The sequence below is a fragment of the Pseudomonas sp. JUb42 genome (genome assembly GCF_024807945.1).
Taxonomy (GTDB): domain Bacteria; phylum Pseudomonadota; class Gammaproteobacteria; order Pseudomonadales; family Pseudomonadaceae; genus Aquipseudomonas.
In genome coordinates this window covers 295041-312531 of the sequence record NZ_JANUFD010000003.1, presented here as the reverse complement: position 1 = coordinate 312531, position 17491 = coordinate 295041, and the positions used below count along the sequence as shown (strand labels likewise).

The 17491-nt window shown below is 60.9% G+C and carries 15 protein-coding genes and 1 pseudogene; 9 read left to right on the top strand and 7 right to left on the bottom strand.

Features of this window, described 5'->3' with window-relative positions:
• Positions 1-201: 201 nt before the first annotated feature.
• Positions 202-774, bottom strand: a complete 573-nt coding sequence (xpt, locus tag M2401_RS08000; protein ID WP_259101328.1) for a xanthine phosphoribosyltransferase — start codon at positions 772-774, stop codon at positions 202-204.
• Positions 775-800: 26 nt separating this feature from the next.
• Entirely contained in the window at positions 801-2810 is a 2010-nt protein-coding gene (gene rep, locus M2401_RS07995; protein ID WP_259101326.1) for a DNA helicase Rep, read from the bottom strand.
• A gap of 189 nt (positions 2811-2999) precedes the next feature.
• Here rep and M2401_RS07990 point away from each other — a divergent pair, with 189 nt between their 5' ends.
• Entirely contained in the window at positions 3000-4673 is a 1674-nt protein-coding gene (locus tag M2401_RS07990; protein WP_259101324.1) for a bifunctional diguanylate cyclase/phosphodiesterase, read from the top strand.
• Positions 4674-5119: 446 nt separating this feature from the next.
• A complete protein-coding gene (locus M2401_RS07985; RefSeq protein WP_259101322.1) occupies positions 5120-5341 on the top strand; it encodes a DUF6124 family protein in 222 nt (73 codons plus the stop codon).
• 210 nt (positions 5342-5551) lie between these two features.
• Here the strand turns inward: M2401_RS07985 and M2401_RS07980 are convergent, their stop codons facing one another.
• The gene (locus M2401_RS07980) at positions 5552-6934 is read right to left on the bottom strand and encodes a NorM family multidrug efflux MATE transporter (RefSeq protein ID WP_259101320.1); all 1383 of its coding nucleotides are present in this window, start codon (positions 6932-6934) and stop codon (positions 5552-5554) included.
• Positions 6935-7089: 155 nt separating this feature from the next.
• Between M2401_RS07980 and M2401_RS07975 the strand changes: the two genes are divergently transcribed.
• The 3 genes and pseudogenes from M2401_RS07975 (at position 7090) to M2401_RS34430 (ending at position 10152) form a co-directional block, all read left to right on the top strand.
• Positions 7090-8010: a LysR substrate-binding domain-containing protein gene (locus M2401_RS07975; RefSeq protein WP_259101317.1), complete on the top strand. Its 921-nt coding sequence runs from the start codon at positions 7090-7092 to the stop codon at positions 8008-8010.
• Between the two features lie 168 nt (positions 8011-8178).
• Positions 8179-9297: pseudogene (locus tag M2401_RS34435) on the top strand (Cache 3/Cache 2 fusion domain-containing protein); the annotation flags it as partial.
• Positions 9292-10152 (top strand): methyl-accepting chemotaxis protein, encoded by an 861-nt coding sequence (locus tag M2401_RS34430; protein ID WP_409033895.1) that lies wholly within the window; start codon positions 9292-9294, stop codon positions 10150-10152. The pseudogene M2401_RS34435 and the gene M2401_RS34430, both read left to right, overlap by 6 nt.
• On the opposite strand, the gene M2401_RS07965 is transcribed toward M2401_RS34430, so the two are convergent.
• A complete protein-coding gene (locus M2401_RS07965; protein WP_259101313.1) occupies positions 10128-11540 on the bottom strand; it encodes an MFS transporter in 1413 nt (470 codons plus the stop codon). The two genes, M2401_RS34430 and M2401_RS07965, sit on opposite strands and share 25 nt — an antisense overlap.
• Before the next feature lie 214 nt (positions 11541-11754).
• Between M2401_RS07965 and M2401_RS07960 the strand changes: the two genes are divergently transcribed.
• On the top strand, positions 11755-12645 hold the full coding sequence (locus M2401_RS07960; RefSeq protein ID WP_259101311.1) for a LysR family transcriptional regulator: 891 nt from the start codon (positions 11755-11757) through the stop codon (positions 12643-12645).
• Between the two features lie 2 nt (positions 12646-12647).
• Here M2401_RS07960 and M2401_RS07955 read toward each other — a convergent pair whose 3' ends face one another.
• A complete protein-coding gene (locus M2401_RS07955) occupies positions 12648-14141 on the bottom strand; it encodes a YifB family Mg chelatase-like AAA ATPase (RefSeq protein WP_259101309.1) in 1494 nt (497 codons plus the stop codon).
• A gap of 217 nt (positions 14142-14358) precedes the next feature.
• The gene (locus tag M2401_RS07950) at positions 14359-14619 is read right to left on the bottom strand and encodes an accessory factor UbiK family protein (RefSeq protein ID WP_259101307.1); all 261 of its coding nucleotides are present in this window, start codon (positions 14617-14619) and stop codon (positions 14359-14361) included.
• A 420-nt stretch (positions 14620-15039) separates the two neighbouring features.
• On the opposite strand from M2401_RS07950, the gene glnK reads away from it, so the two are divergent.
• Positions 15040-15378, top strand: coding sequence for a P-II family nitrogen regulator (gene glnK / locus M2401_RS07945; protein ID WP_002555808.1), 339 nt, complete (start codon positions 15040-15042; stop codon positions 15376-15378).
• Between the two features lie 33 nt (positions 15379-15411).
• Positions 15412-16749 (top strand): ammonium transporter, encoded by a 1338-nt coding sequence (locus tag M2401_RS07940; RefSeq protein WP_259101306.1) that lies wholly within the window; start codon positions 15412-15414, stop codon positions 16747-16749.
• 80 nt (positions 16750-16829) lie between these two features.
• On the opposite strand, the gene M2401_RS07935 is transcribed toward M2401_RS07940, so the two are convergent.
• Complete coding sequence (locus M2401_RS07935; RefSeq protein WP_259101303.1) at positions 16830-17006, bottom strand: hypothetical protein; 177 nt, start codon at positions 17004-17006, stop codon at positions 16830-16832.
• On the opposite strand from M2401_RS07935, the gene M2401_RS07930 reads away from it, so the two are divergent.
• A complete protein-coding gene (locus M2401_RS07930; protein ID WP_259101301.1) occupies positions 16995-17420 on the top strand; it encodes a secondary thiamine-phosphate synthase enzyme YjbQ in 426 nt (141 codons plus the stop codon). The genes M2401_RS07935 and M2401_RS07930 overlap by 12 nt on opposite strands.
• Positions 17421-17491: the final 71 nt, after the last annotated feature.

Sequence of the window (17491 nt, the reverse complement as noted above, 5' to 3'; positions counted from 1 at the left end):
GTGGGCAAGCTATAACAGTGGGAGCGGATTCATCCGCGAAAAGGTCATGATCGTGCAGACTTCTTCGCGGATAAATCCGCTCCCACAAAATCCGCGATACTTCGTACGCAACACGTAACGCAAACAGAGCCAACGAATTCGCTCCCACAGAATTGGCGCCCACAAAAAATTCGCTCCTGCAATTCCCCTGCGCAAGATCGTTTATTCGACGAAAGTAACCGCCCCACCCGCCAGGGATTTCACCCGCGCCAGCGACTCCACCCGATACCCCTGGGCATCCAGTTCGGCGCGGCCGCCCTGGAACGACTTCTCGATCACGATCCCCAAGCCGACCACCGTCGCGCCAGCCTGCTTGATGATCGAGATCAGTGCCTGGGACGCCTTACCGTTGGCCAGGAAGTCATCGATGATCAGCACGCGGTCGCTGCTGCTCAGGTGCCGTGGCGAGATGGCCACGGTGCTTTCCACTTGCTTGGTGAACGAGTAGACCGTCGCCGACAGCAGGTTTTCCGTGAGAGTCAGGGACTGGTGCTTGCGCGCGAAAATCACCGGCACACCAAGTTTCAGCCCGGCCATGATCGCCGGGGCGATGCCCGAGGCTTCGATGGTGACGATCTTGGTGACACCTTCGCTGGCGAACAGACGAGCGAATTCGTCGCCGATCTGCTGCATCAGCAACGGGTCGATCTGATGGTTGAGAAACGCATCGACCTTGAGCACCTGTTCGGACAGAACGATGCCTTCATCACGGATTTTCTGGTGCAGTGCTTCCACGTCGGCTCCTCAAGGGGCGCAATAATTCAGCGTTTGAGCATGGCGCGGATATCCGCCAATGCCGTGTTGCCGCGAACGGCTTTCACTTCGGTAGGGGTGTCGTCGTTGCCTTCCCAGGCCAGGTCGTCCGGGGGCAACTCATCGAGGAAGCGACTCGGCGCGCAATCGATGATCTCGCCGTACTGCTTGCGTTTGCCGGCGAAGGTAAATGCCAGAATCTCCCGGGCGCGGGTGATGCCCACATAGGCCAGGCGGCGCTCTTCTTCGATGGTATCGGCTTCGATGCTGGAGCGGTGAGGCAGAATTTCCTCTTCCATGCCCATGATGAACACGTAAGGAAACTCCAGGCCCTTGGACGCATGCAGGGTCATCATCTGCACGCCTTCGGCACCTTCCTCTTCTTCCTGCTGACGTTCGAGCATGTCGCGCAAGACCAGCTTGCCGATGGCTTCCTCGATAGTCATGCCACCGTCTTCATCTTTTTCCAGGGTGTTCTTCAGGGCTTCGATCAGGAACCAGACGTTACTCATGCGGTAGTCCGCCGCCTTGTCGCTGGAGCTGTTCTGGCGCAGCCAGTTCTCGTAATCGATGTCCATGACCATGCTGCGCAGCGCCGCGATGGGGTCGTTCTGCGCGCACTGCTGGCGCACGCCATCCATCCAGCGTTTGAAGCGTTGCAGGCGGTCGGTGTAGCGGCTGTCCAGATGCTCGCCCAGGCCGATTTCCTCGGTAGCGCTGTACATCGAAATCTTGCGCTCGGTGGCGTAGTTACCGAGCTTTTCCAGGGTCGTGGAGCCGATTTCCCGGCGCGGCACGTTGATCACCCGCAGGAAGGCGTTGTCATCATCCGGGTTTACCAACAGGCGGAAATAGGCCATCAGGTCCTTCACTTCCTGGCGACCGAAGAAGCTATTGCCGCCGGACAGGCGATACGGCACCTGATGGTGCTGCAATTTCAGCTCGATCAGCTTGGCCTGGTAGTTACCGCGATAGAGGATGGCGAAATCGCTGTAAGGGCGATCGGTACGCAGGTGCAGGGTGAGGATTTCCATGGCCACGCGCTCGGCCTCGGCTTCCTCGTTGCGGCAGCGAATCACGCGGATCTCGTCGCCGTGGCCCATCTCGCTCCACAGCTGTTTCTCGAAGGCGTGGGGGTTGTTGGAGATCAGCACGTTGGCGCAACGCAGGATGCGACTGGTGGAGCGGTAGTTCTGCTCCAGCATGACCACCTTGAGGGATGGGTAGTCGTCCTTGAGCAGCATCAGGTTTTCCGGCCGCGCGCCACGCCAGGCGTAGATCGACTGATCGTCGTCGCCCACCACGGTGAATTGATTGCGCTGGCCGATCAGCAATTTCACCAGCAGATACTGGCTGGCGTTGGTGTCCTGATATTCGTCCACCAGCAGGTAGCGGACCTTGTTCTGCCACTTTTCGAGGATGTCGGCGTGTTCCTGGAACAGCTTGACCGGCAGCAGGATCAGGTCGTCGAAGTCCACCGCGTTGTACGCTTTGAGCGTGCGCTGATAGTGGGTGTAGACGATGGCGGCGGTCTGCTCGCGAGGGTTGCGCGCGTTTTCCAGGGCTTCGGCGGGCAGCACCAGGTCGTTTTTCCAGGAGCCGATCATGTTCTTGATCTCGTCGACGCCGTCGTCGCCCGAGTATTCCTTCTGCATGATGTCGGTCATCAGGGCCTTGACGTCGGTCTCGTCGAAAATCGAGAACCCCGGCTTGTAGCCCAGCCGCGTGTGCTCCTTGCGGATGATATTCAGGCCCAGGTTGTGGAAGGTCGAGACCGTCAGGCCGCGTCCTTCACCGCCGCGCAGCAGGGTGCCGACCCGCTCCTTCATCTCCCGCGCCGCCTTGTTGGTAAAGGTCATGGCGACGATGTACTGCGCACGGATCCCGCAGTTCTGGATCAGATGGGCAATCTTGCGCGTGATCACGCTGGTCTTGCCGGAGCCCGCACCGGCAAGAACCAATAGCGGACCGCCGACGTAGTTCACGGCTTCTTGTTGCCGGGGATTGAGTCGGGACATGAGTTTAGAGGGGTCGCTGCACGTAAAGGGCGGGCATTTTAACAGGCCGGAGATTTTGTGCAGCGACCGTCTGACGCTATCTAATTTTTTTGGTTTTGTTACATTTGCTGACAGGACACAAAAAAACGCATCCGGTTCCCTCTTTTGCCTGGATGCTAAAAAATTTTCCTTTGCGTTTAGGGAGTTAGCTTGTCCAACCCTGTCGAACCCTTGCGGTTGCTGCTGCTGGCCGACGAGCCCGCGTGGCTCGGGCTTTTGCGCAATTGCCTCACACCTTTAGGGAAATCGGTGACGTTGGTGCAACTCTCTCGCTGGGACGGCGTAGGCGATCAGTATGCGGACGAACGCAATACGGTCCTGCTGACCACCGCGAGCCTGCGTCCATTGGACTCGAACTGCAAAATACCGGTGATTTTGCTCCTCGAAGAGGAACCGTTCGTCGGCATTTCGGGCGTCAGTGACTGGCTGGTACGCAGTCAGTTGACCTGCGATGTGGTACGCCGCTGCCTGCGCCATGTACGTGAACGCAGCCTGCTGGAAAACACCCTGCAACGCCTGGCCGAACAGGATCCGCTGACCGGCATCGCCAACCGCCAGGGTTTCCATGCCCTGCTCGCCGCACGCCTGGCCGAAAATGGCGGCAGTGGCCTGGCCCTTGGCCATCTGGACCTGGACAACTTCCGCCGCGCCAACGACGCCCTCGGCCATCAGGCCGGCGACCGTCTGATCCTGCAGGTGGTAGCGCGACTCAAGAGCCAGCTGGAAGTCGGCGATCAGGTCGCGCGCCTGGGCAGCGATGAATTCGCCCTGCTGATCGACACCCGCCACGCGCCGCAACGCGCCGAGTGGATGGCCGAACGCATCGTCGAAGCGCTGTCCGAGCCGTACTGGGTCGACGGCGAAAGCCTATTGATCGGTTGCAGCCTGGGCATCGCCCACGCCCGCCCCGAAGCCGGTGCCGACCCGCTGATGTGGCACGCCCATATCGCCATGCAGCAGGCCAAGAGCATTCAGGGCTGCACCTTTCACGTCTTCAACGAACGCATTAACCGCAATGCCCGCAGCATTGCCGATCTGGAGGGCGAACTGCGCCGGGCCTTGCGCCGTGACGAACTGGAACTGCACTACCAGCCGCGCCTGTGCCTGACCACCGGCGTTGTGGTCGGCCTCGAAGCCCTGGTGCGCTGGCGCCATCATGAGCGCGGCCTGTTGCCGCCCAGTGAATTCGTGCCCTTGGCCGAGCAGAGCGGGCTGATCGTGCCACTGGGTTACTGGGTGATTTCCCGTGCCCTGCGCGATATGCAGGCGCTGAGCGAGCTGGGTCTGCCGCCGATGCACATGGCCATCAACCTGTCATTCCGCCAGTTCCAGGACAACCAGTTGCTGGCCACCCTCAGCCGCCTGATCGACGAGCGCGGCGTCGATGCACGCTGGCTGGAGTTCGAACTGACCGAAACCGCCGTCATGCGCCGCAGCGACCTGGTGCGCCAGACCATGGATGCCCTGGGCCGTCTGGGCGTGCGCTTCTCCCTTGATGACTTCGGTACCGGCTTTTCGTCCTTCGTGCACCTCAACAGCCTGCCGATTGCCCTGCTCAAGATCGACAAGAGCTTCGTCGGCGAAATGCAGACACGCGAAGAGAACCGCAAACTGGTCCACGCCATGATCAACCTGGCTCACAACCTGAGCCTGGAAGTGGTCGCCGAAGGCGTTGAAACCCCTGAGCAACTGGCCATGCTGCGCGAGTTCGGCTGCGACCAGATCCAGGGCTACCTGATCAGCCGGCCACTGCCGTTGGCGGAGTTGCTGAATTATTTGATGCGTGATGATCATCACGCATCTGATGTGAGTCATATCGCTTAGCGCTGCCCTTGTGGGAGCGTGGCTTGCCCGCGAAGGCTATTTTCAGCCTTGGAAAATGCGGTGGATGTACCGGCCTATTCGCGGCGGTGCGGCGATCCGACAAGACCGCGCCAACAAAAAAAGTGACGAATCTGAAGGATCGCTCTCTATCTCTTGAGTGAAATTTCCTAAACAATTCCGCCCGCTTGTGCTCGTCGTTTTCCATCACTAGTCTGCGCTGCGCCACTGCAAACCAGTGGTCGGGTGTGGAAACCTGGTAAATGAGGAGTCGATGAGCGTCATGGAGTTGGTTGCCCTTGGGCAGGCACTTTATGGCAGCTATGTTCGGGCAGACTTTGGTCTGGCCGAGGGACTCCTCACTCGGTTTTCCACCCCGTTCATAGCTGCCACCTCTTCGCCGTGTGGAAACGGTTAGGAGATGGCTCCGGAAATTGAGGAGTTACACCATGATTAAAAAGCTAATCCCCGATCCACCCCACACCACCGAAGAAACCCTGATCCGCATCTTCGACCTGCTGCGCAGCGCCGCAGCGGTGATGTATGAATCCGGCGATCAACAAAGCGGCAGCAACCGCCACCTGGCATTTGCGGCGTTGTATCTGGTCGATATGGCCAAGGCGCTGGCGGATCATCAGATCCGTTCGTTCGATGAGCCGCGCACGGCCTAATCTCACAATTTAAGACCAAACCGTGGGAGCGGGATCCAACTGTGGGAGCGAGCCGTGGGAGCGAATTCATTCGCGAAGAGGCCAGTCCATTCGACACATTCTCATCGACTGAAATATCGCTTTCGCGAATGAATTCGTTCCCACAAGTCGCCCACACAAATAGCTCCCACGGTCGCTCCCACAAATCGCTCCAGACAGGTCGAGCGAGCGTCACCCCATCACCACCGCGCCCGCCGCCTCGCGCCGCAGCAATCTCGTGGTTTTGCGTTCAAATGCATAGGTCAGTGCCACCGCCGAGCACAGCAGCCCCAATGCCAGGCCCCACCACACACCCACGGCGCCGTCGGTGGTGTAGAACCCCAGCAGCCACGCCGCCGGGGCGGCCACCAGCCAGTAACAACCAAGGCCGATGAGGAAGGTGGTCTTGGCGTCCTTGAAGCCGCGGATCGCGCCCATGGCAATGGTCTGGGTGCCGTCGAGGATTTCGAACCAGGCGGCAATCGCCAGCAGTTGCGTGGCCAGGGCCACAATCGGCGCGAATTCCGGGTTGTTGATGTCGAGGAACAGGCTGATGACCTGATGGGGCGCCAGCCAGAACAGGATGCCGAAGCACAGCATCACCATGGCGCCAAAGGCGATGCCGACACGCCCGGCGGTACGCGCCAGCAGCAGGTTACCCGCGCCGTAATGCAAGCCGATGCGCATGGTCACGGCGTAGGAAATGCCCACGGGAATCATGAAGGCCATGGACACTGACTGCAGGGCGATCTGGTGCGCCGCCATCTGATTGCTGCCCATGGCACCCATGCAAAAGGCCGCAAAAGTGAACAGACCGACTTCCACTGCGTAGGTCCCGCCGATGGGCAGGCCCAGACGCCACAGCTCCTTGAGATGCTGCAACGACGGCGACCAGAAGCCCTCGCGGATCGGAAATGCGGCATAGGCCGGATGCTGGCGAATATGCAGGGCCAGCAGCGCCGCCATGCAGTTGGTGACAATCGCCGTGACCAGACCGATACCCATCAAACCCAGATGCGGCAAGCCGAACAGGCCGTGAATAAAGGCATAGTTGAGGCCAAAGTTGGCGGCAGCGCCACCGAGGCTGATGGCCATGACCGGACCCGCGCGGCCCAGAGCGCTGGTAAAGCCGCGCAGGGCCATGAAAGTCAGCAGGCCGGGCAGGGCAAAGGGCAGGGTGATCAAAAACTGACCCGCCATATGCACGTTGGCTTCTTCCTGACCGAACAGGTAAAGAATCGGCTCCAGATTCCACAGCAAAACCGCCGCGATCAGGGCCATGCCCCAGGCCAGCCAGACCCCGGCCTGGATCAGCCGGGTGGCGCCAATGGTGTCGCCAGCACCGTGACGGATGGCAACCAAAGTGCCCACCGCCGCCATGACACCCACGCAAAAGAACGAAATCAGGTTGTAGCTGGCCACGCCCAGACCGCCACCGGCCAGGGCTTCAGGGCCCAGATGGCCCATCATCACGGTATCGGTGAAGACCATCAGCATATGCGCCATCTGCGAGGCGATCAGCGGCCCGGCCAGACGCAGGATGACCCAAAGTTCTTTGATGGCGGGTTGTTGCATGGCGCGACACTCGTTCACAGGCATTGATGAGCGGCTCATTCTCATGATTTAGCAGCCGCTGCACAAAGGGATAAATCCGATCAGTTGCATGAGTTAAACTCATGTAGCCGTTTCTACATTCATTTACCCTCCCACCAGCCATAGGAAAGTTCTCAATGCCTCGTAGCCTTCCTCCTCTTTATGCCCTACGCGCATTTGAAGCGGCGGCGCGGCACAGTTCTTTCACCCGCGCGGCGCAAGAGCTGTCGATCACGCAAAGCGCAGTGAGCCGACATATCCGTACCTTGGAAGAGCACTTCGCCTGCCGCCTGTTCCAGCGCAGCGGGCGCAATATCCAGTTGACCGAGGCGGCGCGCACGCTATTGCCTGGCGTGCGCGAAGGCTTTCTGTCGCTGGAGCGGGCGTGCAGCATTCTGCTGACCGAGGAGGGCATCCTGCGCATGAAGGCGCCGTCGACCCTGACCATGCGCTGGCTGTTGGCGCGGCTCAGTCGCTTTCGCCATTTACAGGTCGGTAATGAAGTGCAATTGACCAGCGCCTGGATGGACATCGACAGCGTGGACTTCTCTCAGGAACCGTTCGACTGCGCGGTCCTGCTCAGTCATGGGCATTTTCCTGCGGACTGGGAAGCCACATTGCTGTTTCCGGAATGGCTGATTCCGGTTGGCGCACCGACCTTGTTGCAGGATCAACCCTGGGACGTCGAACGCTTGGCCAGTGCCGAACTGCTGCACCCCACGCCTGACCGCCGCGACTGGCGCAATTGGCTGGAGCGTATGGGGTTGTCGGATAAGGTCTCGCTCAAGGGCGGACAGGTATTCGATACCCTGGAACTGGGCATGATCGCGGCGGCCCGTGGCTACGGAGTGTCCATGGGCGATTTGCTGATGGTGGCCGAAGATGTGGCGCAAGGCCGCCTGAGTCTGCCGTGGCGCACGGCAGTGTTCAGCGGCGAAAACTATTACCTGGTCTGGCCCAAGACGCGCCCTGGCGGCGAGCGCTTGCGGCGCTTGAGCGAGTTTTTGCAGAGCGAAGTGCAGGCGATGGTCCTGCCTGAGGTGGAAATTCTAAGCTAAGTGTCATTTAGCCATGCGAACCCGCAAACGCTTGGCTATACCCACATGTAGGACTCAAGTATTAGTTCTGTCGGCCGAATCTGTACGTATGTACCATTCGGTCCAAACCTTATCCGTCATTGAAGTGAGCCGAGGCCAGGATAGCCCGATCTTTCTCCAGGAGTTTTCATGTCTCAACCCCGCGCCCGTATTGCCTCGCAACTGGGTCTCGCCCTGGCCGTCATTCTGGCTGTGGTCATCAGTGCCAGTACCTTGTTCGCCTTGCGTTCTCTGGACGACGCCAACCTGGATATCCGCGAAGAGCATATGAGCAGCGAAGCACGCTTGCTCGCCGACCAGCTCAACACCTTTCACAGCACCCTGCGCGACAGCACCCAGCGCTTGAGCGGGCTGTTCGAGCAGCGTTTCGCCAGCGGCCTTACGGTTGCGCCAGACAAGCAGATCAACGTCGCCGGAATCCAGAGCCCAAGCCTGCTGCTGGGCGACACGGTGATCAATAACGATTTCACCCAGGCCGATGACTTCCGCAAAATGACCGCCGGTGTCGCGACCGTCTTCGTGCGCAATGGCGAGGATTTCATCCGCATCAGCACGTCCCTGACCAAACAGGATGGCTCCCGGGCCATCGGCACTCTGCTCGACCGTGCCAGCCCGGCGTATGGCCGCTTGATCGCCGGCCAGAATTACGTGGGCCGCGCCCTGTTGTTCGGGCGCAACTACATGACCCAATACACCCCGGTGCGCGACAGTAGCGGCAAAGTGATTGCGGCGCTGTTCGTCGGCTTCGACTACACCGAGGCGCAGAACGTCCAGTTCGAAAACCTGAAAAACTTTCGTATCGGCGACACCGGCTCCCTGGCCCTGCTCGATGAACAGAACCGTTGGTTGGTAGCGCCTGCGGACATCAATTCGCCGGACGATGCCGCCAGGACGGTCGCTGCATTCACCCAGAAACCGGGCGTTGGCCACTTCTGGAACGACGGGAAACAAGACATCTATAGCGTCGCCATGCCTTTTACCGGTGGCCCGTGGACCGTGTTGGCCAGCATGCCCCGCGCGGAAATCAGTGCCATGACCTGGAGCGTCGGCACTCAATTGGCCATCGGTAGCCTGTTGGCCATGCTGATCGCCGTGGGGGCGGCGATCTGGCTGTTGCGCAGCAAACTGCGTCCGCTGGCCGCATTGGTATTGCAGGCCGAAGCTTTGGGCGCCGGCAACCTGAGCGTGCGCTCAAAAGTCAGCAACGACGAAATCGGCCAGTTGGCCCACGGCTTCAACACCATGGGCGAGGCGCTGTCGACCATGGTGTCCCATATCCGTGTCGCGGCGCAGGAAGTCAGCACCCGTGCCCATAGTCTGTCCGGCCTGTCCAGCGGCGCCCACGAAGGCATGGAGCAACAGTCCGGCGAGATCACCAGCATGGCCGGTGCGGTGGAGGAGTTCAGCGCCACTTCCCTGAATATCGCCGACAACATGACCAGCACCGAGCGCCTGGCTCAGGACAACGCTCAACAGACCCGCATCGGCCGCAACTCGATGCAGGAAGCCTCCACCTCCCTGGAGCAGATCGCCGGCTCGCTCAACAGCACCGCCAAGGTCATCGACACCCTCGGCCAGCGGTCGCAGGAAATCGGTAGCATCGTCGGCACCATCACCTCGATTGCCGAGCAGACCAACCTGCTGGCCCTCAACGCCGCCATCGAAGCTGCCCGGGCCGGTGAAGCCGGGCGCGGTTTTGCCGTGGTCGCCGATGAGGTGCGCAGCCTGGCCTCGCGCACCCGCCAGGCCACCGACGAAATCTCCGGCATGATCGCCAGCATTCAGCAGGAAACCGGCAACGCCATCAGCACCATGCAGGAAGGCAATGCCTTGATGCAGGAAGGCCTTAAGCTCAACGCCAACGTGGCTGCCGCTTTGGCGCGCATCGACGAACAAAGCCGCAGCGCCGGTGAGCAGTTCGCCGCTATCACCACTGCCACTCAGGAACAAAGCAGCACCGCGACCCTGCTCAGCAGCAACCTGCAAAGCATCGCCCTGGGCAACAGCGAGCAGCGCGAAGTGGTGTCGCACTTGGCCGATACCGCCCGGGAGCTGAACGCACTGGCGGCGGAACTGACTCAGGAAGTCGACCGCTTCCGCTGATTGCTGGCCCAGGCAATCGCTATCGCCAGCAGGATCAGTCCTGCGGCGATGGCGAAAGTGCTGCTTGTGCCGTGGGCAATTGCCTCGGCATCGGCACGACTGATATCGGTCGTGCGAGAGGCCGCAGAGAAGACCGCACCCATCACCGACACCCCGCTGATCAAGCCCAGATTGCGTGACAGGCTGAGTGTGGCGGAAATCACCCCGCGCTGATCGGCACGCACGCCGCTCATGATCCGCGTGTTATTGGCCGCCTGAAACAGCGCGTATCCTGCAGTCAGTAGCATGATCGGCAAGACATAACCCGCCACGCCGAAGGTTTTCGGTAACAGCGCCAGTACGCTGCAACCCAGCGCCATCCCCAACAACCCAAGTGACGTCATGATCGGGCTGCCAAAGCGGTCGACCAGGCGCCCGGCGGGCACTCCGGCACACACCGCCGTCAGCGGCCCCACAGACAAGGTCAGACCCACCGCTGCCGTCGCCAATCCAAGACTGTGAGCCAGGTAAAACGGCCCGACCACCATGGTCGTTGCGATCACCGTTGCCACCAGCAGGGTCATCGCCAGCCCCCCACTGAGCGTGCCCTCACGGAACATCGCCAGGCGCAGCAGGGGCGCCGCCACTCGCGACTCGATCCAGACAAACAGCCCCGCACCGCAAGCCGCCAGGCCCAGCAGCGGACCATTGTGCGAACTGAGCGTCATGGAAAGGGCGAAAGCAATCAGGGTCAGGGCTAGTAGCAGCGTGCCAAGCCAATCAAAAGCCGGACGCTGCCGCGACGGCGCAAGGTTATCCACAGGCAGGTAACGGTAAGCCAACCAGAAGCAGGCCAGCCCCAGCGGCAGATTGACCAGAAAGATACTCGGCCAGCCGAAATGCCCGATCAGCACACCGCCCAAGGATGGACCAAGCGTCGTGCCAAACGCCGACATGCTGCCCAGCAGCCCCATGGCGCGGCCGGTCCGGGCCTTGGGTACAGCCTCACCGACCAGGGCCATGGTCAGGGCCAGCATGACTGCAGCGCCCAGCCCTTGCGCCGCCCTGGCTGCGATCAGCATCCATAAGGTCGGCGCCAATGCGCAGAGCAATGATGCGCAGGTAAAAACGACGATGCCGACCAACAACAACCGGCGTCGCCCGACCAGATCGCCAAGACGCCCGGCGCTGACAATCAGCGAGGTAATCACCAGCAGGTACGCCAGCACAATCCACTGTACCTGTGGGAAAGAAGCGTCAAACACCTGGGCCAGGGTCGGCAGGCCGACGTTGGCGATACTGGCGTCCAGCGAGGGCATCAGCATCGACAGGCACAGACCGATCAGGGCCCAGCGGGTTTTGTTGTCGGAAAGATTCGATGTAGATGCAGGAATGGATGACTCGGTCATGAAATGGCTCCCCTGGAGTGATCAAGCACTGTTGGAGCGAGGCTTGCCCGCGAAGAACAATGACGCGGTGCACCTGAAACACCGCGCCGCTCCATTCGCGGGCAAGCCTCGCTCCCACAAAGCAACGAGGGAAGCCTATGCTTGTGCCTGACATGGCGGAAGGCGCACGCTATGCAGCTGATACCTGCATCCAACGCCCTATATGGATAACGCCATGTCGACACCCGACTTCAATCTGCTGATCGCGCTGGATGTTTTGCTCGCCGAAGGCAGCGTCGCCCGCGCCGCCCGGCGTTTGCAGCTCAGCGCGTCGGCCATGAGCCGGACCCTGGCACGGCTGCGGGAAACCACCGGCGACCCGTTGCTGGTCCGGGCCGGACGCGGCCTGGTGCCGACGCCTCGGGCGCTGGAGCTACGCGAACGTGTCGCACAACTGGTGCAGGACGCCGAAGCCGTATTGCGCCCGGCCGAGCAGATCGACCTTTCGCAGTTACAACGCACCTTCACCCTGCGTAGCCGCGATGGCTTCGTGGAAAACTTCGGCGCCGCTTTGATCGCCCGACTCGAACAGGACGCACCGCAGGTACGCTTGCGCTTCATGGCAAAACTGGACAAGGACAGCAGCCTGCTGCGCGACGGCACGGTCGATCTGGAAATCGGCGTCGTCGGCAGCAGCGCCAGCCCCGAGGTGCGCTCGCGGATACTGCTGCGTGATCGCTTCGTCGGCGTCGTGCGCGCGGGTCATGCCTTGAGTCACGGCGCCATCACTCCTGAGCGCTACGCATCCGCCCGCCATGTGCTGGTCGCACGCCGCGCCCAAGGCGTTACGACCATGGATGAGAGCCTGAAAGCGCTGGGACTGGAACGGGAAGTCACCACCATCGTCGGCGAATTCCCCGCCGCCATGGCCCTGGCCCGCGCCAGCGACCTGGTCGCCACCGTGCCCGAACGGCATGTCAGCGCGCAGCAGCACGGGCTGTTCAGCTTTGCCCTGCCGTTCGACACGCCGCCGTTGGTTGTCTCAATGCTCTGGCACCCACGCATGGATGCGGATGCAGCGCATCGTTGGTTACGCGAGTGTGTGCGCGAGGTTTGCTCTAGCTAGTGTCAGTTAGTTGAGGGTCGATACTGCAACGCCTCAGCCAAATGCCCACGACCAATAGCCTCGACCTCTTCCAGATCGGCCAATGTCCGCGCCACTTTCAGCAAGCGGTGCGCGGCGCGCAGGGATAGGGTCAAGCGTTCGCAGGCAGTCTCAAGCCAGGCTTCATCCTCGGCGGACAGCGGGCAGTGGCGGCGTAACCCCGGCAGATCGAGGAAGGCATTGGCGCAGCCCTGACGGCGCAGTTGCAGGTCGCGGGCCTTAGCGACCAGAGCGGCGGCGCGGGCGGTGTTGTCGTCACTGGGGGCGCTTGGATTGAGGGCGGTGGCCTCCCGGGCGACGGTCAGGTGCAGGTCTATGCGGTCGAGCAGAGGGCCGGAGAGCTTGTTGCGATAGCGCTGAATCTGTTCCGGGGAGCAGCGACAGCGGCCCGTGGGTTCGCCCAGATAGCCGCAGGGGCAGGGGTTCATCGCGGCGACCAGTTGGAAGCGCGCCGGGAAACGCACCCGATCCCGGGCGCGGGAGATGACGATATGGCCGCTTTCCATAGGCTCACGCAGCACTTCCAATACTCGGCGGTCAAACTCGGGCAGCTCATCGAGAAATAACACCCCGTGGTGGGCCAGGGTAATTTCCCCCGGTTGCGGACGACTGCCACCGCCGACCAGGGCAGGCCCGGACGCAGAATGATGGGGTTGTCGGAAGGGTCGCTGCGGCCAGTGCTGCAAAGGCACCTGACTGGCTACCGACTGGATCGCCGCCACTTCCAGTGCTTCGTGCTCGTCCAGCGGAGGCAGCAAACCCGGCAGGCGGCTGGCCAGCAAAGTCTTGCCGGTGCCGGGCGGGCCGCTGAACAGCAGGTTATGGGCGCCCGCGGCAGCGACAACCAGAGCACGCTTGGCGGCAATCTGCCCTTGCACTTCGCTGAGGTCCGGATAGGGCTGGACCTGATGCAGCAGGCCACTGGACTGATACGGCACGATCAGCGTGCGGCCGTTGAAGTGCGCTACCAGATCGAGCAAATGGCTGACCGCGATCACCCGCAACCCCGACGCCAGGCAGGCTTCTTCGGCATTGGCCGCAGGCACTATCAAGGTGCGCTCCGCTGCCCGTGCCGCCAGTGCCGCTGGCAATACGCCCTGCACCGGGCGAATGGCGCCGGATAACGCCAACTCGCCAAGGCACTCAACATCCTGCAACGCCAGCAATGGCACCTGGCCGCTGGCGGCGAGCAGGCCCAGGGCGATGGCCAGATCGAATCGCCCGCCGTCCTTGGGCAAGTCGGCGGGCGCCAGATTCAGGGTAATGCGTCGTGCGGGGTAGTCGAGGCCCGAGGTCAGGATCGCGCTGCGCACCCGGTCCTTGCTCTCCTTGACCGCACCTTCCGGCAGCCCGACCAGGGTCAGGGACGGCAGGCCGTTGGCCAGATGGGTTTCAACCGTAACAGCCGGCGCCTCGACGCCCACCTGGGCGCGGCTGTGGACAATGGCGAGGGACATGGATCATTCCTTGATGTGCATGAACTGCGCATCCTGCGCGATTGCAGGCGAGGAAGGATCAGGGAATGGGTTGCAGGGTGTGACGAAATGGGGACGGATCGGTTGGAGCGAGGCTTGCCCGCGAAAATGCCGGTACACCCGACATATTTCTATCGCCCTCCACAGGGCCTTCGCGGGCAAGCCTCGCTCCCACAAAAGCAATTTTCACCACTCAAAGTTACTCAGCAGGCGGCGTCAGCTTCGCTTCCATCTCCGCCACTTTGGCTTCCAGCGCCTCAAGGCGGGCACGGGTACGGGCGAGGACGGCCATCTGGCTGTCGAACTCTTCACGACTGACCAAATCCAGTTTGCTGAAGCCGCTCTGCAGCAGCGCCTTGAACTGTGCCTCGAATTCATTGCGTGGCAGGGGGTTGTCGCCGTTGAACAGGCGCGAGGCATGGCCGCTCAGGGCATCGAGAAAAGCTTTGGGAGCCAGCATGGTCAACCTCCAGAATCAGATAGGCGGCAGTGTAGCACGCAGCGTCTATAGTCCATTGACGCGCACCAGCGATGCACATTTATCGCGCATCACGGTGAGCACGAGCGCACTGTAGTTGTGCGTTCATTGTGTCGATAGCTGCCGTTTTGCTGCATGGATCAGGGTCAACACCCTGAATTCAATGAAAATTCACGAGATGGCAAGGTTTCTGCTTAAGGGCTAATGACCCATGCACTGATGCAGTCGCTGTGACGAATGCAGTGCGGCAGGCGGAGCGGGGATGTGTTTCGTCAGAAGCGGTTTTCTGGGGTTGGTCGGGCCTGAACGGGTGACCGACACGTTACAAAGCCAGGTACTGCGCTTAGACTTGAGACGGGTTTGTTTTCCTGGGGCAAGTCCACCAATTCGGGAGAAAGTTTCATGAAGCTAGTCACTGCAATCATCAAGCCGTTCAAACTGGACGACGTGCGCGAGTCGCTGTCCGAGATCGGCGTGCAGGGCATCACCGTTACTGAAGTCAAAGGCTTCGGTCGTCAGAAGGGCCACACCGAGCTGTATCGCGGTGCGGAGTATGTAGTCGACTTCCTTCCTAAGGTGAAGATCGATGTTGCCATTGACGACAAGGATCTGGATCGCGTTATCGAGGCGATAACAAAAGCAGCCAACACCGGCAAGATCGGTGACGGCAAGATCTTCGTGGTTAATCTGGAACAGGCTATTCGCATCCGTACCGGCGAAACCGATACCGACGCAATCTAAGCCGCCAAACCCCAACGCCCCAGGAGAAACAATATGACTCTGCGTCAATTCGCAGGGCTAGGAGCCCTGTTGTCCCTTGTAATACCTGGTCTGGCCCTGGCGGCTGACCCGGTACCAGCACCTGTCCTCAACTCCGGCGACACCGCCTGGATGATGACGTCGACTGCGCTGGTTCTGTTTATGACCATTCCGGGCCTCGCGCTGTTCTACGGCGGCATGGTGCGCTCGAAAAACATTCTTTCCGTGATGATGCAGTGCTTCGCCATTACCGGTCTGATCAGCATCCTGTGGGTCATCTACGGCTACAGCATCGCGTTCGACACAACCGGCATGGAAGCGAACGTTGTCAACTTCAACTCCTTCTTCGGTAGCCTGGCCAAGGCGTTCTTGGCGGGTATCACCCCTGCCAGCATCACTGGCCCGGCCGCGCTGTTCCCTGAAGCCGTGTTCGTGACCTTCCAGATGACCTTTGCGATCATCACCCCGGCGCTAATCGTCGGTGCGTTCGCTGAGCGCATGAAGTTCTCCGCAATGCTGGTGTTCATGGGCATCTGGTTCACCCTGGTCTATGCGCCAATCGCGCACATGGTCTGGAGCGGTCCTGGTTCGCTGCTCGGTGACTGGGGCGTACTGGACTTCGCTGGCGGCACCGTGGTGCACATCAACGCCGGTGTTGCTGGCCTGGTGGCCTGCCTGGTACTGGGCAAGCGTAAAGGTTTCCCGACCACCCCGATGGCTCCGCACAACCTGGGTTACACCCTGGTCGGCGCAGCGATGCTGTGGGTAGGCTGGTTCGGCTTCAACGCCGGTTCCGCTGCTGCTTCCAACGGCACTGCAGGCATGGCCATGCTGGTTACCCAGATCGCCACTGGCGCAGCTGCACTGGGCTGGATGTTCGCCGAGTGGCTGACCCACGGTAAGCCAAGCGCTCTGGGCATCGCCTCGGGTGTGGTTGCCGGCCTGGTTGCCATCACCCCGGCTGCCGGTACTGTCGGCCCGATGGGCTCGCTGATCATCGGTCTGGCAGCAGGCGTGGTCTGCTTCTTCTGCGCTACCAGCCTGAAACGCAAACTGGGCTACGACGACTCCCTGGACGCCTTCGGCGTGCACGGTATCGGCGGTATCCTCGGCGCGATCCTGACCGGCGTCTTCGCAGCCCCTTCGCTGGGCGGCTTCGGCACCGTGACTGACATCGCAGCTCAAGTCTGGATCCAGTGCAAAGGCGTAGGCTTCACGATCATCTACACCGCGATCGTGACCTTCATCATCCTCAAGGTGCTGGACGCGGTCATGGGCCTGCGTGTCACCGAAGAGGAAGAAGCTGTCGGCCTCGACCTTGCGCAACACAACGAGCGTGGCTACAACTTGTAAGTCATCGCAAAAAAAATGCCCGGTTTACCGGGCATTTTTTTGTCTGGTGTTTGTCAATCAGTCAAGTTGGAGCACAAGCGTTATTGCGCTGGAACGGTTTTTTCGCCGATGATTTCAGCATTGTCGATGCGTACTGGCCGCTTGCCCGTCAGACCTTTGGCTAACTTGTTGAAAAGCCGGTTTATTGCGCTCTTTGTTTTTTCTTCAGGCGCGTTAGAATGCGCGCCGAGCATGCGGAGAACGGTATGTGGCAACAAACCAGAATCACCCTGCGGGCCAGGCCCCGAGGGTTTCATCTGGTGACCGACGAGATCCTCGCAGGCCTGCCGCAGCTGCGTGAATGTCGTGTCGGGCTGCTGCATTTGTGGCTGCAACATACTTCGGCTTCGTTGACCATCAACGAAAATGCCGACCCGGCGGTACGCCGTGACTTCGAACGTTTCTTCAACCGCCTGGTGCCCCAGGGTATCGCGGGTTATGAACATGACGACGAAGGACCGGACGACTTGCCGGCGCATTTCAAAGCCAGTTTGCTAGGCTGCCAGTTACTGTTGCCGGTTACGGCAGGACGATTGGCAGTGGGTACATGGCAAGGCGTTTATCTTGGCGAACACCGTGATGCCGGTGGTGCTCGCAACGTCCTCGCCACTTTGCAGGGCGAGGGTGCATGACCGCCGGGTAACGGCGGTTGTTGAATTTTTTCTGGCTGTGTTCGAAATTGGACGCAGCTGGGCTATAACTA